We start from the raw sequence: 22,597 nt of genomic DNA, 5'->3' as shown, positions 1-22,597 counted from the left end.
TTCTGCGGGGAAGAAATCCATTCATGGAGCAGACCCGAATCCTGTGGCGAGGGGGCTTGCCCCCGTTCGGCTGCGAAGCAGTCGTCAAATCGATAGACTCGGGATTCCTGGCACAAAGTAGTCGCCTGGTTTGGGGCTGCTTCGCAACCCAACGGGGGCAAGCCCCCTCGCCACAAAAGCACATCGCCCTTCGCCCGACCTCGAAGTTTCGCTGATCCAGAAACACCTTCCTTGCCACGGATCAAGCACCACACCTTCAATCGGCTAGAATGGCCGCCTTGCCGTTGCCGAGCCTGCCATGAAACCTGTATTGCCCCACGCCCAACTCGACTGGGACGACCACGGTCGCCCGTATTCGCGAGTGTTCGACGACGTGTACTTCTCCGACCAGTCAGGGCTGGATGAAACCCGCTATGTGTTCATCGAGCAGAATCGCTTGGCCGAACGCTTTGCCGCCCTGCCCGAGGGCGGGCGGCTGGTCATTGGTGAAACGGGGTTCGGCACCGGGTTGAATTTCCTGTGCGCCTGGCAGGTGTTCGAGCAACACGCGGCAGCCGGAGCGCGGTTACATTTTGTCAGCGTCGAGAAGTACCCGTTGAGCCCGGCCGACTTGCAACGGGCCCTGGCGCTGTGGCCGGAACTCAAGGTATTTGCCGATCAGTTGCTGGCGCAGTACGTGGCCATCCATCAGGGCTTTCAACGCCTGGCGCTGGATAACGGCCGCGTGACCTTGACGCTGCTGATCGGCGATGCACTGGAGCAACTGCCGCAACTCGATGCCCGGATCGACGCCTGGTTTCTCGACGGTTTCGCTCCGGCGAAAAACCCCGACATGTGGACCGCCGAACTGTTTGCCGAACTGGCTCGCCTGGCCGCTCCCGGTGCATCCATCAGCACCTTCACCAGCACTGGTTGGGTGCGGCGCCTGCTCAATGCCGCCGGCTTCAAGATGAAACGCACCCCCGGCATCGGCCACAAATGGGAGATCCTGCGCGGCGAGTTCCTCGGCTGGCCCCAGGAAACGCCTGCCCCGGCCGCCGATAAACCCTGGTTTGCCCGCCCGGCTGCGCTGACCGGCGAGCGCCGGGCGCTGGTGATCGGTGCCGGGTTGGCCGGTTGTGCCAGCGCCGCCAGCCTCGCCGCGCGGGGCTGGCAAGTGACTTTGCTGGAGCGTCACGACGACATCGCCCGGGAAGCTTCGGGTAATCCGCAGGGCGTGCTCTACCTGAAGTTATCGGCCCATGGCACGGCGCTGTCGCAAATGATCGTCAGCGGGTTCGGCTACACCCGGCGACTGCTCGAACACTTGCAACGGGGCCGCGACTGGGACGACTGCGGCGTGTTGCAACTGGCCTTCAATGCCAAGGAGGCCGAGCGTCAGGCGCAGTTGGCGGCGGCGTTTCCGGCAAACTTGCTGCACCTGCTGGATCAATCCGAGGCGCAGGCCGTGGCCGGTATCGGGTTGGCAAACGGAGGCCTGTTCTATCCCGAAGGCGGCTGGGTTCACCCCCCGGCGCTGTGCCAGTGGCAGGCCGGGCACCCGCGAGTTCAATTACTGACGCATCGCGATGCGCTGGAACTGCACAAGGTTGGGGATCAGTGGCAAGCCTGGAACGGCGAGTGCTTGCTCGCCAGCGCGCCGGTGGTGGTACTCGCCGGTGCCGCCGAAATCCGGCGTTTCCCCGAAAGTGCCGAGCTACCGCTCAAACGCATTCGCGGGCAAATCACCCGCCTGGCGCAAACTCCGCAAAGCCAGGCCCTGGGCACCGTGGTCTGCGCCGAAGGCTATGTCGCCCCCGCGCGGCTGGGCGAACACACGCTGGGAGCCAGTTTTGATTTCAACAGCGATGACCTGACGCCGACCACGGCCGAACACCTGGGCAACCTGGCCATGCTCGAAGAGATTTCCCACGATCTGGTCGAACGTCTACAGGCCGATAAACTGGCGGTTGAAAGCCTCCAGGGGCGCGCTGCATTTCGCTGCACCAGCCCTGACTACTTGCCAATCGTCGGCCCATTGGCCGATAGCCAAGCGTTCGCTCAGGCGTATGCAGCGCTGGGCAAGGATGCCCGACAGGTGCCGGACGTCGAATGTCCATGGCTTAACGGTTTGTACATCAACAGCGGCCACGGCTCGCGCGGCCTGATCACCGCGCCGCTGTGCGGAGAACTGCTGGCGGCGTGGCTGGACAACGAACCCCTGCCGTTGCCCAGAAGCGTGGCCGAAGCCTGTCACCCCAACCGGTTTGCCTTGCGACGCCTGATCCGCGGCAAATAGTCGATACCGCCGTCGAGAGCGCCCGCACAGCGCCTCTCGACCCAGGCTCGCCAGCTTATAACTCATCGATCTAAAACTCCCCTTACCGATACAGGTCACTTTCTGAGTACCCGCCGTTTTGGCGCGGTATCGATCGACCCTCCCCAACGGAAAAACCGGTAAGGAATTTATGTGCGGATTAGCTGGCGAGTTACGTTTTGATCATCAACCTGCAGACCTTGCAGCCATCGAACGAATCACCCATCACCTGGCCCCCCGCGGCCCCGACGCCTGGGGCTTTCATAGCCAGGGGCCGGTTGCCCTGGGCCATCGACGCCTGAAAATCATGGACCTGTCGGACGGCTCGGCGCAGCCGATGATCGACCCGCAATTGGGCTTGTCCCTGGCCTTCAACGGGGCGATCTACAACTTCCCGGAACTGCGCACGGAGCTTGAAAGCCTGGGCTACGCCTTCTACTCCGGCGGCGACACCGAAGTATTGCTCAAGGGCTATCACGCCTGGGGCGAGGCCTTGCTGCCGAAGCTCAACGGCATGTTTGCCTTTGCCATCTGGGAGCGCGATGCCCAACGTCTGTTCATCGCCCGCGACCGTCTCGGCGTGAAACCGCTGTACCTGTCGCGCACCGGCCAGCGCCTGCGCTTTGCTTCCGCGCTGCCGGCGTTGCTCAAGGGTGGCGACATCAACCCGATCCTCGATCCGGTGGCGCTCAATCACTACCTGAACTTCCATTCAGTGGTCCCGGCACCGCGCACCTTGCTGGCGGGCATCGAAAAGCTGCCGCCGGCCACCTGGATGCGCATCGAAGCCGATGGCCGCACCGAGCAGGAAACCTGGTGGACCCTGCCCTACGGCCCACACGACGATGAGCAGAACCTGACCCTCGAAGACTGGCGCGACCGTGTGCTCGACAGCACCCGCGAAGCAGTCGCCATTCGCCAGCGGGCGGCCGTGGATGTCGGAGTGCTGCTGTCGGGCGGGGTCGATTCAAGCCTGCTGGTGGGCTTGTTGCGCGAAGTCGGCGTGGACAATCTGTCGACTTTCTCCATCGGTTTCCAGGATGCCGGTGGCGAGCGCGGTGACGAATTCCAGTACTCCGACCTGATCGCCCAACACTACGGAACGCGGCATCACCAACTGCGCATCGATGAAAAAGAGATCATCGAACAACTGCCCGCCGCATTCCGCGCCATGAGCGAGCCGATGGTCAGCCACGACTGCATTGCCTTCTACCTGTTGTCACGGGAAGTGGCCAAACATTGCAAGGTGGTGCAAAGCGGCCAGGGCGCCGACGAGCTGTTTGCCGGTTACCACTGGTATCCGCCAGTGGACGGCGCGAGTGACCCGTATGCCGCGTACCGCGAAGCGTTTTTCGATCGCAGCTACGACGACTACGCCGCCACGGTGCAACCGAAATGGCTGACTGCGAATGACGCCGCCGGTGACTTCGTCAAAACCCATTTCGCCAAGCCCGGTGCCAATGCGGCGGTGGACAAGGCCTTGCGCCTGGACAGTACGGTGATGCTGGTGGACGACCCGGTCAAACGCGTCGACAACATGACCATGGCCTGGGGGCTGGAAGCGCGCACGCCGTTTCTCGACTACCGCCTGGTGGAGTTGTCGGCACGGATTCCGGGGCGTTTCAAACTTCCGGACGGCGGCAAGCAAGTGTTGAAGGAGGCCGCGCGGCAAGTGATTCCCAGTGAAGTGATCGACCGCAAGAAAGGTTACTTCCCGGTACCGGGCCTCAAGCATTTGCAGGGCGATACGCTGGAGTGGGTGCGCGAACTGCTGCTCGATCCAAGTCAGGATCGCGGCCTGTTCAACCCCGCGATGCTCGATCGTCTGCTGACTGATCCTCAGGGACAATTGACGCCGTTGCGCGGCTCCAAGCTGTGGCAACTGGCGGCCCTCAACCTGTGGCTCAGCGAACAAGGAATCTGACCGATGAAACCTCACGCCACGGCTTTCAGCCAACGCCTGTTGCGCGGCCAGACGCCCTCCTACGAACGCTTGCAGGCACGCCTGGCCGAAGATGGCTGTGCGCTCGGCGCGGCGCCGATTGCCGTGCATTGCGGCTGGGGCCGCTTGCTGATCGGCCACACCTTTGCCGATGCCGCGAGCCTCGCTGCAGAGTTGCTCAACGAGCAGCCCGGCGAACGGGACATTGCCCTGTACGTCGCCGCGCCCCAGCAAGTGCTGGGGCTGGAGCCGACGCAGCTGTTCCTCGACCCGTCCGATACCCTGCGCCTGTGGTTCAGCGATTACCGCCAGGCGACCCGGGTGTTTCGCGGTTTCCGCATTCGGCGCGCGCAAAGCGACGCCGACTGGCAGGCCATCAATCATCTGTATCAGGCGCGCGGCATGCTGCCGATCGATGCCACCCTGCTCACTGCGCGCCACTTGGGTGGCCCGGTGTACTGGCTGGCCGAAGACGAAGACAGCGGTGCAGTCATCGGCAGCGTCATGGGCCTCAATCATGCAAAAGCCTTCAACGATCCGGAACATGGCAGCAGCCTGTGGTGCCTGGCGGTCGACCCGCAATGTGCGCGGCCGGGTGTCGGTGAGGTGCTGGTTCGGCATTTGATTGAACACTTCATGAGTCGCGGGCTCGCTTACCTCGACCTGTCGGTGCTGCACGACAACCGCCAGGCCAAGAGCCTTTACGCCAAGCTCGGTTTTCGCAACCTGTCGACCTTCGCCATCAAGCGCAAGAACGGCATCAATCAGCCGTTGTTTCTCGGGCCGGGCCCGGAAGCCGCGTTCAACCCCTATGCGCGGATCATTGTCGAGGAAGCTCACCGTCGCGGTATCGACGTGCAGGTCGATGACGCCGACGCCGGGATGTTCACCCTCAGCCATGGCGGGCGTCGGGTGCGTTGTCGTGAGTCCTTGAGCGACCTGACCAGCGCCATCAGCATGAGCCTGTGCCAGGACAAAAGCCTGACCCACAAAGTGCTCAAGGCGGCCGGGTTGAACCTGCCGGCACAGCAACTGGCGGGTAACGCCGATGACAATCTGGCGTTCCTTGATGAGCACCAGCGCGTGGTGGTCAAGCCACTGGACGGTGAACAGGGCCAGGGCGTGGCGGTCGACTTGCAGACCATCGAAGAGGTGCAGCAAGCCATTGAGGCCGCCCGCCAATTTGACAGCCGCGTGCTGCTGGAAAGCTTTCACCAAGGCCTCGACCTGCGAATCCTGGTGATCGGTTTTGACGTGGTAGCAGCCGCGATTCGCCGGCCGGCTGAGGTGATCGGCGACGGCCAGCACGCAATCGGCGCCTTGATCGAAGCCCAGAGCCGGCGGCGGCAAGCGGCCACGGGCGGCGAAAGCAAGATCCCGCAGGACCAGGAAACCCAGCGCACCTTGCGTGCCGCCGGTTACGACTACAGCAGCATTCTGCCGGCCGGTGAACACCTGTTCGTACGACGCACGGCGAACCTTCATACCGGCGGCGTGCTTGAAGACGTCACGGCGATCCTGCATCCGACGCTGCTGGACGCGGCTGTGCGGGCCGCAAGGGCGCTGGATATTCCCGTGGTCGGCCTCGACCTGATGGTGTCCGCCGCTGACCAGCCGGACTACGTGTTTATCGAAGCCAACGAACGGGCCGGGCTGGCCAACCACGAACCGCAGCCCACGGCGGAGCGGTTTGTCGATTTGTTGTTTCCGCACAGTCAGCCGGTGGTCTCTTAGTTCTGTGCTGTCAGGACTGGCCCCTTCGCGAGCAAGCCCGCTCCCACTGGGGAATGCGATCCAATGTGGGAGCGGCGGTGCGACGATTCGACTTGCTCGCGAAGGCGGTGTGACAGGCAACCAATCCCCTCATCGAAACCATCGATGCGCTCAACTCATCAGGAGTTTCCATGACCAGCAAAATCCCCGAGCCAGACCTCGCTTACCTGCAAAAAGTGCTGCTGGAAATGCTCGCCATTCCCAGCCCCACCGGGTTCACCGACACCATCGTGCGCTACGTCGCCGAGCGCCTCGAAGAACTCGGCATTCCCTTCGAAATGACCCGTCGCGGCACCATCCGCGCCACGCTCAAGGGCAGGAAGAACAGCCCCGACCGCGCCGTCTCCGCCCACCTGGACACCATCGGCGCGGCGGTGCGTGCGGTGAAGGACAACGGCCGCCTGACCCTTGCGCCAGTCGGTTGCTGGTCCAGCCGCTTTGCCGAAGGCAGTCGGGTCAGCCTGTTCACCGACAACGGCGTGATCCGCGGCAGCGTCTTGCCGCTGATGGCGTCCGGACACGCGTTCAATACCGCCGTGGATGAGATGCCGATCAGTTGGGATCACATCGAATTGCGCCTGGACGCCTACTGCGCCACCCGTGCCGACTGTGAGTCGCTGGGCATCTGCGTCGGCGATTTCGTCGCCTTCGACCCGCTGCCGGAGTTCACCGAAAGCGGCCACATCAGCGCTCGTCACCTTGATGACAAGGCTGGGGTAGCCGCGCTGCTGGCGGCGCTCAAGGCCATCGTCGACAGTGGCGAAGACCTGATGATCGACTGCCATCCGCTGTTCACCATCACCGAGGAAACCGGCAGCGGCGCAGCGGCAGCGTTGCCCTGGGACGTCAGTGAATTCGTCGGCATCGACATCGCACCGGTCGCGCCCGGCCAACATTCCAGCGAGCATGCGGTGAGCATCGCGATGCAGGATTCCGGCGGACCGTATGACTATCACCTGTCGCGCCACCTCCTGCGCCTGGCCAGCGACAACGAGTTGCCGGCACGCCGCGACCTGTTCCGCTACTACTTCAGCGACGCCCATTCGGCGGTGACCGCCGGCCACGACATTCGCACCGCCCTGCTCGCCTTCGGCTGCGACGCCACCCATGGCTACGAACGCACCCACATCGACAGCCTCGCCGCCCTGAGCCGTCTGCTCGGTGCGTACATCCTCAGCCCGCCGGTGTTTGCCAGCGATGCACAACCGGCCACGGGCTCTCTGGACCGCTTCAGTCATCAACTCGAACATGACACACAGATGGAAAGCGATACGCGGGTGCCTTCGGTGGACAGCCTGGTGGGGCAGCGGTCGGAGAACTGATCCGGGCTGTTCATTGCCTGGTAAACCGCCTTCGCGAGCAAGCCCGCTCCCACAGGGGAATGCGACCGACTGTGGGAGCGGGCTTGCTCGCGAAGACGCCGGACCAGACAACACATCAGCCCAAGGCTAGCCGCAACAGCCCATTCGCCGTAGCATCGCGCCATTGATTCAACCGAGGTGCCTATGCTGATTCCCCACGACCAACTTCAAGTCGACACCCTCACCCGCCTGATCGAGGACTTCGTGACCCGCGACGGTACGGACAATGGTGACGACACGCCGCTGGAAACCCGCGTCCTGCGTGTGCGCCAGGCCTTGACCAAGGGGCAGGCACTGATTGTCTTCGATCCGGAAAGCGAGCAATGCCAACTGATGCTCAAGCACGACGTGCCCAAGCACCTGTTTGACTGAATCTTCAGCGTCCCTTGGTTTTCGCCAGTTTTTTCTGGATGCGTTCGTAGATTTCGCAGCGGTGCACATTCACTTCCTGAGGCGCTTCGACGCCAAAGCGAACGTTGTTTCCGTTGATCGCAAGAACGCGCACGGTAATGTTGTCACCGATGGAAATGTTTTCGCCCACAACGCGAGTGAGTACGAGCATGAGGAGTGTCCTTCAGGGGTTACCGGCCCCTGAAGATGCCCGGCCCGCCGTACGCCTACAATGCTCCGACAGCAAACCGGAGCGAGCTGACAGCCCCTGAGCCACCGCGCTTACGGAAAGGTCCGACAAGCCGGCGGATTGTAGGAACCCTCTGTCAGGACGCGGAGAATCGCGGCCCGAACAGGATGATGCTCGCGCCGACCACACACAGCGCCACGCCGAGCCAGTCCGAACCCAGCGGACGAATCCGCTCGACCACGGCCAACCAGCCAATTGACGTAATGATGTAGATGCCACCATAAGCGGCGTAGGCGCGGCCGGCGTAGTTCGCTTCGATACGGGTCAGCAGCAGGGCAAACAGGGTCAGGCTGAGGAGCGCTGGCAGCACCCACCACATGCTTTTACCTTGGCGCAGCCACATCCAGAAAGCGAAGCAACCGGCAATTTCGAACAGCGCGGCGAGGAAAAACCACAGGTAATTGAGCATGTAAGCGTCTCGCGAGGATGGCCGATGGCGGCCACCCTAACCACAGCGTTGCCTGCGAGCAAGATCAGCTTGCGGACTGCCTGGCCTTGGCGCGCATTTTGTCGGCCATGGCGGTCATTTCGTTGTAGAGCAATTGCGGGTTCTTCTGCTTGATCGCCCAGGCCATGCGGCCCTGTTCGTGGGGCAGGATCATGAACTCGCCAGCGGCGACCTGCCGGTAGATGTAGTCGGCGATGTCGGCGGCGCTGATCGGCGAGCTCTCCAGCAACTTGCCGACCTGGGCTTTCATCGCCGGGGTCGGGCCGCGGAAGGAATCCAGCAGGTTGGTCTGGAAGAACGACGGACACACCACATGCACGCCGACTTCCTGATGCGCCAGTTCGATCAGCAGGCTTTCGGACAGCGCCACCACGCCCGCCTTGGCCACGTTGTAGTTGCTCATCGCCGGGCCTTGCATCAGCGCGGCCATGGACGCGATGTTGATGATCTTGCCTTTGCTTTTTTCCAGCAATGGCAGGAAAGCCTTGCAGCCCTTGACCACACCCATCAGGTTGATCGCGATCTGCCAGTCCCAGTCCTCCAGCGACAACTCACTGAAGAACCCGCCAGACGCCACGCCGGCGTTGTTGACGATGACATCGATACCGCCGAGCTTGACTTCGCAGGCCTGGGCGAACGCCGTCAACTGACTGTAATCGCGTACGTCGCAGCGCTGGATAAAACCATCGCCACCGGCTTCACGGACCAGCTTGAGGGTTTCCTGCAAGCCGGGCTCGCTGACATCCGACAAAGCCAGTTGCCAGCCTTCACGCGCCCAGCGCAGCGCGATTTCGCGACCCAGACCAGAGCCTGCACCAGTGATCATCATGCGATTTTGCATAGCAAACAGCCTTGTCGTTCTTGGAAGATGCACCGAGTGTAGCGAAGGAAATTGCCCGACCCACGCTCCATCAGATTGCTGAATGGCCCGAGCAAACCGCGGGAGCGCCTGAAGCAACTAAGGCAAGCACAAAAGAAATAAGAACCCGTGCGAAATACTTCAAAAAAACTTGGAATTTTCCTGCAGTCGCAAGAGTCGGAATTTTTAAGCAGCTCGAATTTACTTCATTCCCGCTGAACTTGATTGGCAAGGTCAATCCACTGCATTTTCGACAAGGAAAAAGACATGGGCACAATACTGATCATCATTCTGATCCTGTTACTGATCGGTGGTTTACCGGTCTTCCCGCACTCCAGAAGTTGGGGTTATGGCCCGTCCGGAATCATCGGCGTCGTATTGGTGGTGCTATTGATCCTGCTCTTGCTCGGCAGGATATGAACGTCTGACAAGCAGATAGAAACCAGCGAAAAAAACGATGCCAGTCAGTCAATCTGACTGGCATCGTTGTTTTGATTCATACGTTAGTGAATATTCCGCTGAGGGGATCGATATTGCCTTCATAAGGCACGCTGGTTCCGGCGGCCTTGGCTACTGTTGCCCAAATACGCTGCATGTCGACGAAATTCTTGCCGATCACCGGATTCCCCGCGTGGTGCTTACGATCGGCTTGCGACGTAACGTTGAAGTACCGTCCTGAACCGTCCCCGCTTTTTAATAATCCGCTCGCGCCTCCCATTAATAACATCGGCATATCGACCATGTGCTCAGGGGCTCCATCGGCCATTTCGCTGGTGAGAATGACGAGTGTATGTTGGAGCAGATTGTCGCTGGGCACGTGCGGGTCCTGGTACCTGGCCAGTTCATCCATAAACAGTTTGATCTGCTTGACGTACCATTTCCGTGTTCCACTCCAGGGCTCCACCCCGGCGTAACGATGTGCACACTCATGGGGATTCTTGGTGGAAGTGACATCAACGATATTGAGCGACTCCGCCGAGCGCCCGATCTGAAGGGTGGCGACCCGGGTTATCCCGCAACCCAGGGCGGTGGCCACCACTTTGTGATGATCAGCCTGGATGCGGGTACGGTGCACTGCCGATCGGTAATCCAGGGGCTCGAGCGTCACAGGCTCACATGCCCCCACGGGCGGCCGTGTTTCCTCCAGGTCCTTGATGACCTGCTCCACCGAGTCGAGATGGGTATCAAGCTTTTGCCGCTCTCCGGCAGAAAGCTTGACTCTGAGCTCCTGGATATCCACCAGGGATGCCTCCAGCAGCGCACCGGCCCCAGGCTGTAGTGCGCCCCGAGCCTGAGCGGGCGACTTGAACAACGATTCAGCCATCAACATGGGGTCACGGTAGGGGGTACGAATCGCACTTCCCTGAAACGACACAAACCAGGGCGTTCCATCGATTCCGGCGTGGGGGCCGGCAAACAGACTTCGGTGGGACGGCTCAGTGCCCGGCAACGCTTGCCCCAGCAACACGTCAATAGACGATTGACTCTTTTCGCTATCACGCAATACCCAGTTCCAGCCATTATGACCCTCGTTCCCCGGCCCCAGAATAATCCCGCGCAGGTACAACGACTGGTTGCGATAGGCGGCCAGCTCTGAACTGACTTCATTCAGCGTAAAGGCAGTGGTATCCATCCCCTGTGCAGTGGGATGCCACAATCCGCGCCCATCACCAAAACCATCGCCATTGTAGGAGTCCACCGCCAGTCCATCGGGGATCACCGCAAACACGACCTTCAACCTGGCTTGCTCGGATTGCCCCGCCAGTGCCATTCGCGCTAATCCGAATTGGGTCAACGGACCAAAAATACTCGTCGCAGCCAGACCCGCAAGAAAGCGTCGACGACTTTTCAAAATGCCCATGATCAGTTCCTCTCGGTCTTGTAGATGAACGCCTTGGAGGTACCCAGAGTTCGCAACATTTCTGCCAGGGACCCTGAGGTTTTCAAACCATCGGCAAGCGCTTTCACGGTCCCCGAGGTCGAGGCATCGGATTTGGTACCGAATACAAACCGGAAGTAACTGTCGGCCATGCAGAACTGAGATGCCGGATGACGTGGAATTATTCGGGCAATATCCCGAACGTCGTTGATATGTTCGGTTCCGGTCGAAGTGATAAACGGACCGGAGGCGTCGATCGGCATGATTTGTGGATACAGGTCGTAGTTGTAGGCGTTTTCCAAGGTGCGATAACGGCCGGCCGCATCGTAGTTCTGTGACGCTGCCCCGGTGTCATTCATGAATTGATGGCATTGCCAGCAACGCCCGTTTGAAGCATGTTCGCCGTTTACCAGATCCCAGTATTCTCGGGTGGTAATTGCCCGGGTTGGAAGCTTAGGGCCTTCAGGTTGGGCCTCCACCGGGGCACCGAATTCACGGCAGAACATCTGCTCACGCACCATGATTCCACGCTTGACCAATGAAGTGCTCACCAAGTCTGACGTGGCAGCTTGAGTCAGCCCCAGATGCAACAACCCTCCCCGTTTTTCGTCCACCACGACCTTTTGCATCGTGCTGCCCGTGACACCGCCGATTCCATAATGCGCGGCCAGGTCCTGATTCAAATAGGTGTAACCAGGGTTGAACAACTCACTCAGGGTTCCCGAGTTCAGCAACATGTTTTTGCTCAGCAAATACTGCTCCTGGGCCATGAGTTCGATCATGTGTTTGCTCAGCCCCGGTTTTTCCTGCACGCCCCGAGCGGTCTTGACGTAGTAGCTGACGAATCGATTGAACTGCTCGATGCCGCGATCCGTTTGCATCATTCGCTCAACCTCTGCAGAGATCTGTTGTGAGGTCCGCAGTTCATTACGCTGCGCCTTGGCCAGCAGCTCAACATCCGGCGTCGTGCCCTCGAACGCGTAAGAGAGCGCAGTCGCTACCTCGAACGGCGTCAACTCGTACACGTTGTTTGCCAAGGCTGTCGCCGCCCCCAGTTCAGAACGATAGAGAAAGATCGGCGACATCATCAGAGCCGTGACTACAGCCGGTGCCCCTTGCTCGTCGAGGATTTTCTGGTAACGCAACCGCTCGGCGTCAGTCAAAGGCCGTCGGAACAACTGATAACCCAGTGAGGTGACCAGATCGATGCCTGTCCGGGAGGTTGCCAGCGTTCTCAACCGCGATGGCGAAACCTTTTCTGCCACCGACAATGCCATGTCGTAAAACAGTTTGACGTCCTCTGCCTGCAGAACGCCCATGTTCGCTTCCCCTGGGTACTTGAAGTCTTTTTCGGACTTGTCGGCCGGCAGCTTCTCGGGATTGACTTCGACACCCAGAATGTCCCAGACGGTGACGGCATACTCACTTGGCGTCAGCAATCGCAACTGCCGCGCGCCATAGGATTCGCCCTGATCCAGGTAAGGTTTCCAGACGACGTCGAACAAGTGATTACTGATTTCCGTCGCACAGGTTGTGTCGCAATGCCCTGAAACCGGCATGGTCTTGATTTGTCTGACCAGCGCGTCCCGACCCGCCACGCTCCAGAGCAAGGCCTTGCTCGCACTGTTGAAGTACTCGACCGCATGGCACTTGGTACAGGCCCCCGCCAAGACCGCTTCGCCCAGGCGCTCGACATGTTGGTAAGTTATGACGGGTAGTTGCCGGTCCTGACTGGACTCATCAATCACCACAGTCTCCAGTTCCGGCTCCGGCTTTTCCTTCGAGTAAAACGGGTAGATAACCTTGTATTTGCCGTAGTCGAGGATCAGCGTCGTAGTCCCGCCCCACGGAATGTTCATGACCTGTGGCTGAGTATTGCTCTGGGCCTCGTTGACCAGGGTGATGTGCCATTGGCCATCGGTGACAGAAGCAGGTTTAGCCGGTGCCTGGATCGTAATCTTGACCTCAACCTTGATCGGCCGCTCGCGGTAACGCTGGATAATCGTATGAGTCTTGTTGGTTTCCGATAGCGTGAAGGATGTGTTGCGCACCTCGGGAATCCAGTTTTTCACATCATTCAACCGCAACTGATACTCACCATACGGCAACCCCTTGAGAACCATCGCGGACTCATTGTTTGACGGATTCCATGACATTTGCACCAGCCGGCTATTGCCATCGGGGGCAATCAGAAAACCGCTGATCATTTCGTCTTCCAGGCCGGGGGGTGCCAGCATTGGACGTAACGTCAATTCGGTCTGCGGCAACCCGGTTGCGTCATAGCGCACGCGATAGATGACCCCGGCGACATCGTCGCTGATCAACAGGCTGCCATCCGCCAGCTCAAGAAACTCGACGGGGCGCCCAATGCACGAGTTGTCCAGGCAATAGACATCAAACCGTTTCGGGTCCTGCACAAATCCATTGATCAGCGGGATCTGGTTGACCACGCGCGTACCACCCTGGATGGTCAGCATTTGTATGTCCATGCCTGGACGGGTGGTGGAGCCCGCACCATGCACGGCAACCAGCAAATGCTGGGTATCGGCAGCGGCCGGGTAACCTGACCAGAACTTGACCCCGAGCGGTGCCGTATTGGTACCCGACTCAAACGCTGCCGGCACATAATCAGCGGGGTTGATCTGCTCGAGCGACTTGTCGGACACAATGGCCCCGGGCACCAGCGGTGGCTGGATCACACCCGGGTTCTGGTACTCCTCCTGGGTGAATCCGGGCGTGTCCTTGCCAAACCGATAAGGCACGCCGAAATGCAATCCGGGGCTCCGGATAAAGTTGACCTCGTCAGGGTTAGGGAAGCCTTGGCGATTATTGTCACTGAACCATATTTTGCCGTCCTTGGGGTTCCAGTCGAAGCCGACAGAGTTACGCACCCCCGTGGCCAGAATCTCGGACGCCCCCGTTTCCAGGGAGTAGCGCAAGACCGTCCCATAGCGCTTGTCGGCAGGAATCATGCACAAGTTGCACGGAATGCCGACCGCCGTATAAACCCATTTGTCTAATGGATCCAGTGGATTGAAGCGCAAGGGGTGTTTCATGTGCCAGATGCGAGTGTTCGAACCGGACGACAGAGGGGGCAAGGGAAACAAGTTGTCGTCTGCCGGAAATTTTAAAACCAGTTCGGGTTTTGGGTCTTTGTAATGATCGTCCGCGTTACGCAAGCGATACAGACCACCCGTGGTCGAGTAATACAGATCACCGTTGCGATACGCCACGCCATGAGGCTCTTCCAGGCCGCTGGCAATGACATGAATGCCCGTCGGTTTACCGGCCCCATCCAGCGGCAGTGCGTAGATCATGTCGCCGATTTTTCCGTCATAGACGTACGAAGGGATTGCACTGGAGCCGACATACAATACGTTCTTGCCCATGGCCATCTGCCTGGGTTGAATAAGACCCTGGGCAAACAGCTCGATCTTTATCCCCGGCAAACCACTGAGCTTGCTCACATCCACCGGTGGACGATACTTCACCGTCACGGCTTGCTCTGCCCCTTGCGCCTCTTTGAACGTGACAATGCGTGGCGTGTTCAGCGGGATGTATCCATCAGCGCTGTTCATCACCAATTGGTAGTCGCAGGCTTTCAGATTATCGAGGTGGATCGTTTCGCTGGCCTTCGCGCTGATGGAAATCTCTTCGGCCTTGCAGCGCAAAGTCCCGGTGAGCATCTGATCAGCGCGAGCGACACCGGGCACCGCCGGTTTCAGGGGTGCTTTGCCGCTAAGGGTGGAAAAGCTCAGCGTTAGCCGATTGCCCTCGAAGCCGCCGCATTCACCGAGCTCCTTCCAGGCGTCTTTCCAGTGGTTGGTTGGAAGGAGTGGCTCGTAGGACGGTTGCCGGCACCATTGCCAACTGCCGACACCCAGCGGTGCCTCGTCATCTTTCCAGCATTCAAACTGCTGGCCGGCGTGCTGTACCTGTTGCCCTTGTTCATAGGGCGTGTCCTTCTCATAAGCGGGTGCGGTACAGGACCGAGGTGAGGGAGCTGACTCTGCTGTTCTGGTCAATACCGCTAGCACCACCAGACACGCGAGCCACAGCATACGAAGCACACCGACAGACTTGTTCATGAAGCGAGCCTCACTCGTCAGCCAAGTGTTTCAACCCATCGGACAAATCTGCAGATTCAGTGTCCTGCGGCGAACCACCTGAACCGAAGTGGCGGGCTGAAAAATGCCAAGCCAACCCCGGCGTTTCGATTGGAATGTCTTCCAATGCGGTTCCACTGCATGACCAAGACATGGCTCGAAAGCCATAGAGACAGGAACGGCAGACACTCATCCTTGCGACACTGCCCGCTCGCAACGTCGCTGTTGCAAACGTTGGAACAGATACCCGAAGCACCTGTATGAAATACCCACACTCCAAGGGTGTCTACTGTCAAAGTTGACAGGTATCACCCTCGAGTGCGGTACATCGCCACCCGGCAGGCATAAAAAAATCCGATGCCAGTGCAGGCATCGGATTCTGATTTTTTGTTGCCTGAGATCAGGCAGCAAGGCCTGACGGAGTACTTAGTCCGGCTTGCCGTCAATCACACCGGCAGTATTGTCCAGCAGGCTCTTGGTCGCCGTTTGCAGGAACGATTCGAGCTTGAGTTTCAACTCGGCGGTACGCGGCGCATCAGCAATGATTTCGGCGCGAGGATTGGCACCCAATTCATACCGATACAACTTCGGCGCCATGTCTTTGTCTTTCGGCAGGACCAGAATCTGGTCGGCGGTGAGGATAGCCGTAGTCTGCTCACTGCCCGATGGCTTGATCACACCAATGCCGGCGTCGCCTTCCGGCAGATTGAGCAGGTCGCGCCCCCAGCACTGATGACGCACTTCGCCACCGATGCGGCCCATGATGGTCGGCACGATGTCGATCTGGGTGCCCACTGTGTGGTCACGCTGGCCGAACTTTTCCTGGATGCCCGGCGCGATCATCAGCATCGGCACGTTGAAGCGGCCCAGGTCCATTTCGGTGATCTGCTGTTCGTTACCAAAGCCGTGGTCACCGACGATGACAAACAGGGTTTCCTTGAAGTACGGCTCCTTGCGGGCCTTTTCAAAGAACTGGCCCAGTGCCCAATCCGAGTAACGCATGGCGGTCAGGTGTTCGTTCAGGCTACCACGATCGGTCACGCGCTCGACCGGCAATGGCGTCGGCAAGGCGTAAGGCGTGTGGTTGGACAGGGTTTGCAGCAAGGCATAGAACGGCTTGCCGTTTTCCCGTGCCTTGAGCTCAACCAGGCCGCGGTCGAACATGTCCTGGTCAGACACGCCCCAGGTCGGATCGGAGAACACCGGATTCACGTAATCGTTACGGCCGATGAAGTTGGTCATACCCTGGTTGCTGAAGAACCCCGACTGGTTGTCCCAGGCGAAATCGCCGTTGTAGACATACACGTCGTCGAAGTCACGGGCACTGAGCAACTGCGGCAAACCGGACAGCTTGTGGCTGCCTTCCGGGGTCTGCATCAGGTATTCGAAACCCGGCAGGTTCGGGAAGCAGGCCATGGTGGCGAACATGCCCTGGTGGGTATGGGTGCCGTTGGAGAAGAAGCGGTCGAACAGCAAGCCCTCCTTCGACAGCTTGTCGAGGTACGGCGTGATGTTGCCCGGCCCGCCCAGCGCGCCGACCGAGTGACCGGCCATGCTTTCCATCAGGATCACAACGACGTTCTTGATCGGCAGGGTCTTGTCGGCTGGCGGCGTGTAATCGCGACGTACCGCCGCGGTGTCGACATCCACCAGTTTGTCGGCCGGCACTACCAGCATGTCACGCACCACTTGCTGGGCTTGTGGCTGTGGCAGGGTCGCCTTCCAGATATTGTCGCGATCCTCGGACATCCGGCTCTTGGCAGCCGCTACCAGCGACAGCGTGCCGTTGAGGCCCAACTGGTTGGCGAAGTTCGAGTCGGTGGTATAGACGTCACCCCAACGCAGCGGCGGGCCCTGGCGCAGGGTGCCACGCGCGGCGACCACGCAGATCAGCAAGCACACCACGAATACCCCGATGCGCGCATACCACGGGGCAATCTGCCGCGTGCCGATGCTGCCGCCACTGAAAGGGCCACGAGGGCGGGTCGCACGGTCCGCGCCCTTGAAGGCGAGACTCAGGATCCAGGTGCCCACGGCCCAGGCCAGCAGGTAACGAACCACCGGGAAACCGTACCAGAGCATGCTCATCACGGTCTTCGGATCTTCCTTGACGTACTGGAAGACCAGGCCGTTGAGGCGCTGGTGGAACTCACGGTAGAAGTCCATTTCCATCAGGCCCAGGAACAGCGCAATGCTGGAAACGATCGTCAGCCAGAGGCGGAACAGTCCGCGTGCCGCCATGGCCCGGGCGCTGAACAATGCCAGCAGCAACGGAATACTGAGATAGACCACCAGACGCAGGTCGAAACGCAGACCGTTGGCGAATGCCTCGAGGAAGGTCGATGCCGGTGTGTCGAGGATCATCGAGCGGTTGTAAACCAGCAGCGCGACGCGCAGCAGGCTGAACATGACCATCATGACCAGGGCACACAACAGCGTGTAGGCCAGATGCGATTTGACGGTCGGTTGCAGCAGGCGACTAGAAGCTCGCTGCTGATTCAGGGCGTCCGGGATTGCCATGTCGTTTTAGGACCCATTGGAAGTTGAAGTTTCAAAAATACAGCTGCGCCTTGCCCTCTTTTCGGCCCGTATAAGGCCTTGGGGGTTTGCGCGGTGCGCAAATGTTGCACGATCGAAGGCAGCATTGCCATTGATTACTACCCGCATCCCGACTGTTTCATCCTGCACTCGGGAATACGCAACGTGTTGCGGGAGAGCCGGCGAATTGTCTTGGAGATCGGGTGAAAATTTCGTGCAACGCATATTCGGAAACAAATTAAAGCACCCTGCCCTGTCAAAAACGCAAACGCCCCGAACCGGTCGGGGCGCTGCGAAGTCACCTTGAAAGCACCACGCCCTTACTTCTCGGCGCGTTCCTTGAGGGCTTTGAGGGTATTGAACGGGGCATCCACCACGAACTTGTTGGCCACCATCGACGGCACGCTGCCGCCCGGTTCGGTGTGCACCTGATAGGTCACTTCGATCTGGTCGCCCTTGGGTACGAACTTCCAGAAACCGTCGACCTTGGCGACCCGGACGAAGCCTTTTTCTTCAGGAATGTACTTCGGTACGCCTTCGAGCTTGCGGGTCACGCTGCCATCGGCACCTTCGGTGGTAGTGACGTGCAGCACCGAATCACGCGGAGTAACCGGCCATGGGGTGTTGAACTGAGTGTAAGTCCAGCTCTGGTCACCTTCGTGCTTGAGCAGCTTCTGGGTTTTGCATTCGTGAATCCAGGCGCAGGCTCCGGACACGTCTTCCTGCAACGCACGCAGCTTGGCCATGGTGGTTTTCATCAGCGTGACGCCCTGGTAAGCCTTGTAGTCGGACCCGGCCACTTCACTCAGGGAGATCTTGATGCCGTCTTCGTCTTTTTTGACTTTCCAGTCTTCGGCCTGGGCCGTCGAGGTAGCCAGCACAACCGTCAAACCACACAGCACAGCCATACGATGCAGCGAACCCATAGTCTTATTCCTTATTGTTGAAGTTCCGTTCGTTGTACACATCACGCCGCCGTCATTTGCTCCCACCAGCCAATCAACCGGATGGCTTCTTCGCTGCTGCTTCCGCACACCTCGGGGTCGGCCTCGAAGGCAGAACACACCGCCGGCCGTTCCGGCTGGCCGAAAATATTGCACAGGTTATCGGCGGAAAGTTGCAGGCAACGTTGCCCCGCGGCCTTGCCGTTGGGCATACCGGGAATCGGTGAACTGATGGATGGGGCAATGCAACAAGCGCCACAGCCCTCACGGCATTTCATGACGACAAGCTCCTCGCGACGAGCAATGTGTAAAAGGACGGGGCACAGAGTACCCGCTAAAACAGTTGTTTTAAATTACCTGCGAGCGGGTTTTTCAGTGCAAACGTGCATGACCGGCCAGTCTCCGACAAAGCGTCTGGTCCGAGGCTCGCGGATCGGGATCAGGTTACTGCTTGAACTCGAAATCCAGTGCTGCGCCTTCGACCTCGCGGCGCTCTTCATTGCGCAGTTGCAGCTGCATTTCATTGGTGAGCAGGCGGCCGTTGAGCTGGAACGGGCTACTGCCGCTTTTGTCACCGAACAACTGGGGCAACAGCGGTTCACGCCTGATCAACGGCACCGTTCCGACCGGCTTCAGCTCCTGAACCATATCCTTGGGCAAGCTCAGGTCCAGCTTGGCGGATGGCAGCTCAGTCTTTACCACCTCACTGGCAGGTTTCGATTTGGAGGCAATGGGCGGACGCTTTTTCACAGGTGTCGCCGCTTTTTTGGCCGGCGAGTTTTTTTTCACAGGTTCGGGTTTTATCGGTGCAACGTGGAAACTGCCGGTAGCCTGTTCCTGCTCGGTGGCGGCAATGACGGATGCTGGCTGAATACTCATGAACAGGCAGAGCAAAAGCCAGGCGGCAGGAAAAATCGGTTTCATGGATCCCACGGTGGGTGCAAGCGGCAGAGGTGCATATGCTCGCCTGTTGCAGCCCACAAGACAAGCGAAGTAGCCGCCTGTTACAAACCGCCTGCCATTTCCTGGCAGAGTTGAGTGGCCAGCATGCCCAACGTCATCAACGCGCGCTCGGCTTCACGGTTCCAGGGTATGCCGCAATTGAGACGAATACAGTGATTGAACTGCTCGGTATTACTGAAGATCAGCCCCGGCGCAATACTGATGCCCTGCTGCAATGCCCGCACATGCAACTCTTGCGTATTGACCCGTCCCGGCAGACTGACCCACAGAATGAAGCCCCCGGTAGGCCGGGTCATCTGCGTGCCTTCGGGGAAATACTGCTGCACGGCCAGTTGGAAGGCACTGAGGTTTTTCCGGTACTCCTGACGGATGAAGCGTAAATGCCGGTCGTACCCGCCATTTTCCAGATAAGCGGCAATGCCCATCTGGGTCACGCTGCACGCCGAATGCGTGCTGAAGGTCTGCAAGCGCTGGATTTCCTGCTGATATTTGCCGGCAATCATCCAGCCGATCCGCACGCCAGGCGACAGGGTCTTGGAGAAGCTTGAGCAATAGATCACCCGGTCCAGCCGATCGTAGGCCTTGAGGGACTTGGTGCGCCCCTGCTCGAACATCAGCTCACCGTAGATATCGTCTTCGACAATCTGGATATCGAAGTCCGACGCCAGGCGCAGCAGTTGTTTCTGCCGCTCTTCAGGCATGGTGCCGCCCAATGGATTACTCAGCCGCGTAGTCAGCACCAACGCCTTGATCGACCATTGGTTGGCCGCCAGTTGCAGGGCTTCCAGGCTCATGCCCGTGGCGGGATCGCTGGGGATCTCGATGACCTTGAGGCCCAACAGATCGGCCAGTTGCAGCAACCCGTAATAGGTCGGCGATTCGGCGGCGATCAGATCGCCGGGACGGGTCAATACGCGCAAGGACATCTGCAGCGCATCGACGCAGCCGTGTGTGATCACCACTTCCGACGGATCGACCACCACGCCGGCATCGCGCATGCGGATCGCCACCTGTCGGCGCAACGGCTCGAAACCGGGGCTGAACATGTAGCTGAAGGCCCGCGGGCTATGGAAACGGGTGACTTTGGCCAATTGTTGATGCAGTGCCCGCACCGGCAAATAGTCGACACTCGGCACCGCGGCGCCCAGCGGGAAGACACCTTCACGACGGGATTCGACCAGCACTTGTTGAATGATGCTGCTGCGGGTGACCAGGCCCGGGCGCTCGACCCGGGCGATGTCCGGCGTCGGCGCGGTGAGTGCCGGCGTCTGGTGCACGTAGTAGCCTGACTGCGGCCGGGCGCGGATCAGACCCTGATCTTCGAGATTGGCATACGCCTGCAACACCGTTGCATGGCTGACATTGAGCTGCGAGCTCATCTTGCGCACCGAAGGCACGCGCTCTCCCGGCTGATAGACCCCACGACGGATGTCTTCGGCCAGTTGTTGAGCAATACGTTGATAGAGCAAAAGATTGGTCATGACGCAGCACTCGATTTCACGGGCATTTTATTCTTGTGTAAAACAATACCGGAACAGTTTAGAAGTGTACGGGGACAGTTGCCACAATAGTCGACCGTACAGTGCAGTGTCAGCAAAATCTGTACTGTTTTGTGCGGTAATCGGCAGGCGTAAAAAAACCCGGCGCTGCATGGCAGGCCGGGCTTTCCAGCGACGCAACCCTTAGCGGGCGGCGCCGAGCTGGCCCTTTTCGTCGGAAAACACAATTTCTACCCGACGGTTCTGCGCTCGGCCCCGTTCCGACGCATTCGCGTCCACCGGATACTCGTCGCCATAACCCTCGACCTGGATGCGCTTGTCGTCGATACCCAGGTCCATCAGCACATCAGCCACCGATTGCGCGCGGTCGCGGGACAGCTTGAGGTTTTCCTGCTTGCCCCCGGTACTGTCTGTATAACCTTCGATCCGCACCACACGCTTGGGATTGAGTTGCAGGAACTGCACGATCTTCAACACCACGCGGTTGGCCGACGGTTTCAATTCCGCTTCGCCGGTGTCGAACAGCATGTCGCCCAATGTCATCACCAGACCGCGGTCGGTCTGGGTGGTGGTCAATGCCAGGATCTGTTCTTCGAGCCATTTGCCTTGCTGCTGCACGCTGAACAGTTTGGATTCGCGCAGGGCCAGTTGCAGGCGCTGGCGCTCCAGTTCGAGTTTTGCCGCTTGCTCTTCGTTGAGCGCCTGATTGGTGTGTTCCCGGGCAATGGCGCTATAGCGCTGGCTCAGGTAGGCGTAATGCACCACGTCCGAACCGCTGCCCCAATAGCTGGACAGGCGATCGGCACGGGCCAGGGACTCACCGGCGCGAATCACGTCCTTGGGGGCGATGCGCAGCACATTGGAATCTTCCTTGACCTTCTGAAAGTCGGCACCGGCCTGCTGCAACGCGGTCTCGCTGTGCTGGCTGGCGCAGCCAAACAGGCTTGCGCAACCTGCCAGGATCAAACCGCCGAGGGCTTTGCTCTTGAGGCTCATTCGGCATCTCCCAGTTGCTTGTGCAAGCGGGCGATGCGGGTGTTCAGCACGCTCAACTGTTCTTCGCTCTTGGCCGTCAACACCTTGGCTTCAGCCAGGCGCGCATCGAGTTCGGCCTGTTCGGCCCGCATGCGTGCATTTTTGAAGGATTGATCGGTCATGTTGCCCTTGGCGCGGTTGAACTTGTCTTCGGCCAGTTTCATTTCCGGCACATCGTCGGCGGTGGCGCCCACGGCCTTGGCCTGTTCGAGCGCCTGCTCGGTCAGGCGAAATTGTTCATTCGGCGCAGGATCGGTTGCACAACCCGCCAGGGCGGCAATGGCCATGGCAGCGAAAAGAGGTCGAATACTCAC

18 protein-coding genes are annotated in these 22,597 nt (G+C 59.6%); 6 read left to right on the top strand and 12 right to left on the bottom strand.

The window, feature by feature from the left end:
- The first annotated feature begins 298 nt into the window (after positions 1 to 298).
- The 5 genes from mnmC (at position 299) to KGA88_RS11740 (ending at position 7,744) form a co-directional block, all read left to right on the top strand.
- On the top strand, positions 299 to 2,278 hold the full coding sequence (mnmC, locus tag KGA88_RS11760; RefSeq protein ID WP_223591147.1) for a bifunctional tRNA (5-methylaminomethyl-2-thiouridine)(34)-methyltransferase MnmD/FAD-dependent 5-carboxymethylaminomethyl-2-thiouridine(34) oxidoreductase MnmC: 1,980 nt from the start codon (positions 299 to 301) through the stop codon (positions 2,276 to 2,278).
- Between the two features lie 169 nt (positions 2,279 to 2,447).
- Positions 2,448 to 4,220, top strand: coding sequence for an N-acetylglutaminylglutamine amidotransferase (locus KGA88_RS11755; protein WP_223591145.1), 1,773 nt, complete (start codon positions 2,448 to 2,450; stop codon positions 4,218 to 4,220).
- 3 nt (positions 4,221 to 4,223) lie between these two features.
- Positions 4,224 to 5,972 (top strand): N-acetylglutaminylglutamine synthetase, encoded by a 1,749-nt coding sequence (gene ngg / locus KGA88_RS11750; protein ID WP_223591143.1) that lies wholly within the window; start codon positions 4,224 to 4,226, stop codon positions 5,970 to 5,972.
- Positions 5,973 to 6,142: 170 nt separating this feature from the next.
- Complete coding sequence (locus tag KGA88_RS11745; protein ID WP_223591135.1) at positions 6,143 to 7,333, top strand: osmoprotectant NAGGN system M42 family peptidase; 1,191 nt, start codon at positions 6,143 to 6,145, stop codon at positions 7,331 to 7,333.
- A gap of 183 nt (positions 7,334 to 7,516) precedes the next feature.
- Positions 7,517 to 7,744 carry a YheU family protein gene (locus KGA88_RS11740; protein WP_056727184.1) on the top strand — a complete coding sequence of 76 codons (228 nt, stop codon included), beginning with the start codon at positions 7,517 to 7,519 and terminating at the stop codon, positions 7,742 to 7,744.
- Positions 7,745 to 7,748: 4 nt separating this feature from the next.
- On the opposite strand, the gene csrA is transcribed toward KGA88_RS11740, so the two are convergent.
- The 3 genes from csrA to KGA88_RS11725 all read right to left on the bottom strand — a co-directional run bounded on the left by csrA (position 7,749) and on the right by KGA88_RS11725 (position 9,301).
- Positions 7,749 to 7,934: a carbon storage regulator CsrA gene (csrA, locus tag KGA88_RS11735; RefSeq protein ID WP_150717519.1), complete on the bottom strand. Its 186-nt coding sequence runs from the start codon at positions 7,932 to 7,934 to the stop codon at positions 7,749 to 7,751.
- Between the two features lie 154 nt (positions 7,935 to 8,088).
- Positions 8,089 to 8,421, bottom strand: coding sequence for a YnfA family protein (locus KGA88_RS11730; RefSeq protein WP_110663287.1), 333 nt, complete (start codon positions 8,419 to 8,421; stop codon positions 8,089 to 8,091).
- A 64-nt stretch (positions 8,422 to 8,485) separates the two neighbouring features.
- Entirely contained in the window at positions 8,486 to 9,301 is an 816-nt protein-coding gene (locus tag KGA88_RS11725; protein WP_008048965.1) for an SDR family oxidoreductase, read from the bottom strand.
- A 285-nt stretch (positions 9,302 to 9,586) separates the two neighbouring features.
- Here KGA88_RS11725 and KGA88_RS11720 point away from each other — a divergent pair, with 285 nt between their 5' ends.
- Entirely contained in the window at positions 9,587 to 9,739 is a 153-nt protein-coding gene (locus tag KGA88_RS11720; RefSeq protein ID WP_007973689.1) for a DUF3309 family protein, read from the top strand.
- A gap of 76 nt (positions 9,740 to 9,815) precedes the next feature.
- Here the strand turns inward: KGA88_RS11720 and KGA88_RS11715 are convergent, their stop codons facing one another.
- From KGA88_RS11715 to KGA88_RS11675, 9 genes are all read right to left on the bottom strand, one after another.
- Positions 9,816 to 11,180 (bottom strand): DUF1552 domain-containing protein, encoded by a 1,365-nt coding sequence (locus tag KGA88_RS11715; RefSeq protein WP_110662222.1) that lies wholly within the window; start codon positions 11,178 to 11,180, stop codon positions 9,816 to 9,818.
- Positions 11,181 to 11,182: 2 nt separating this feature from the next.
- Positions 11,183 to 15,286 (bottom strand): DUF1592 domain-containing protein, encoded by a 4,104-nt coding sequence (locus KGA88_RS11710; RefSeq protein WP_223591133.1) that lies wholly within the window; start codon positions 15,284 to 15,286, stop codon positions 11,183 to 11,185.
- Between the two features lie 444 nt (positions 15,287 to 15,730).
- Positions 15,731 to 17,824, bottom strand: a complete 2,094-nt coding sequence (locus KGA88_RS11705; protein WP_110661186.1) for an LTA synthase family protein — start codon at positions 17,822 to 17,824, stop codon at positions 15,731 to 15,733.
- 338 nt (positions 17,825 to 18,162) lie between these two features.
- On the bottom strand, positions 18,163 to 18,768 hold the full coding sequence (locus KGA88_RS11700) for an START domain-containing protein (RefSeq protein ID WP_110661187.1): 606 nt from the start codon (positions 18,766 to 18,768) through the stop codon (positions 18,163 to 18,165).
- Positions 18,769 to 18,809: 41 nt separating this feature from the next.
- Positions 18,810 to 19,064: a YkgJ family cysteine cluster protein gene (locus KGA88_RS11695; RefSeq protein ID WP_007973695.1), complete on the bottom strand. Its 255-nt coding sequence runs from the start codon at positions 19,062 to 19,064 to the stop codon at positions 18,810 to 18,812.
- A 166-nt stretch (positions 19,065 to 19,230) separates the two neighbouring features.
- Positions 19,231 to 19,710 carry a translation initiation factor 2 gene (locus KGA88_RS11690; protein WP_110661188.1) on the bottom strand — a complete coding sequence of 160 codons (480 nt, stop codon included), beginning with the start codon at positions 19,708 to 19,710 and terminating at the stop codon, positions 19,231 to 19,233.
- An 80-nt stretch (positions 19,711 to 19,790) separates the two neighbouring features.
- Positions 19,791 to 21,230, bottom strand: coding sequence for a PLP-dependent aminotransferase family protein (locus KGA88_RS11685; protein ID WP_008050371.1), 1,440 nt, complete (start codon positions 21,228 to 21,230; stop codon positions 19,791 to 19,793).
- Between the two features lie 201 nt (positions 21,231 to 21,431).
- Complete coding sequence (locus KGA88_RS11680; protein WP_110662560.1) at positions 21,432 to 22,244, bottom strand: OmpA family protein; 813 nt, start codon at positions 22,242 to 22,244, stop codon at positions 21,432 to 21,434.
- Positions 22,241 to 22,597 (bottom strand): DUF4398 domain-containing protein, encoded by a 357-nt coding sequence (locus tag KGA88_RS11675; RefSeq protein ID WP_223591131.1) that lies wholly within the window; start codon positions 22,595 to 22,597, stop codon positions 22,241 to 22,243. The genes KGA88_RS11680 and KGA88_RS11675 overlap by 4 nt, the downstream gene beginning before the upstream one ends.

The organism is Pseudomonas sp. A-R-19 (assembly GCF_019956575.1).
GTDB lineage: Bacteria > Pseudomonadota > Gammaproteobacteria > Pseudomonadales > Pseudomonadaceae > Aquipseudomonas.
The sequence above is the reverse complement of the archived record's forward strand: the minus strand, read 5'-3'. Positions and strand labels throughout refer to the sequence as shown.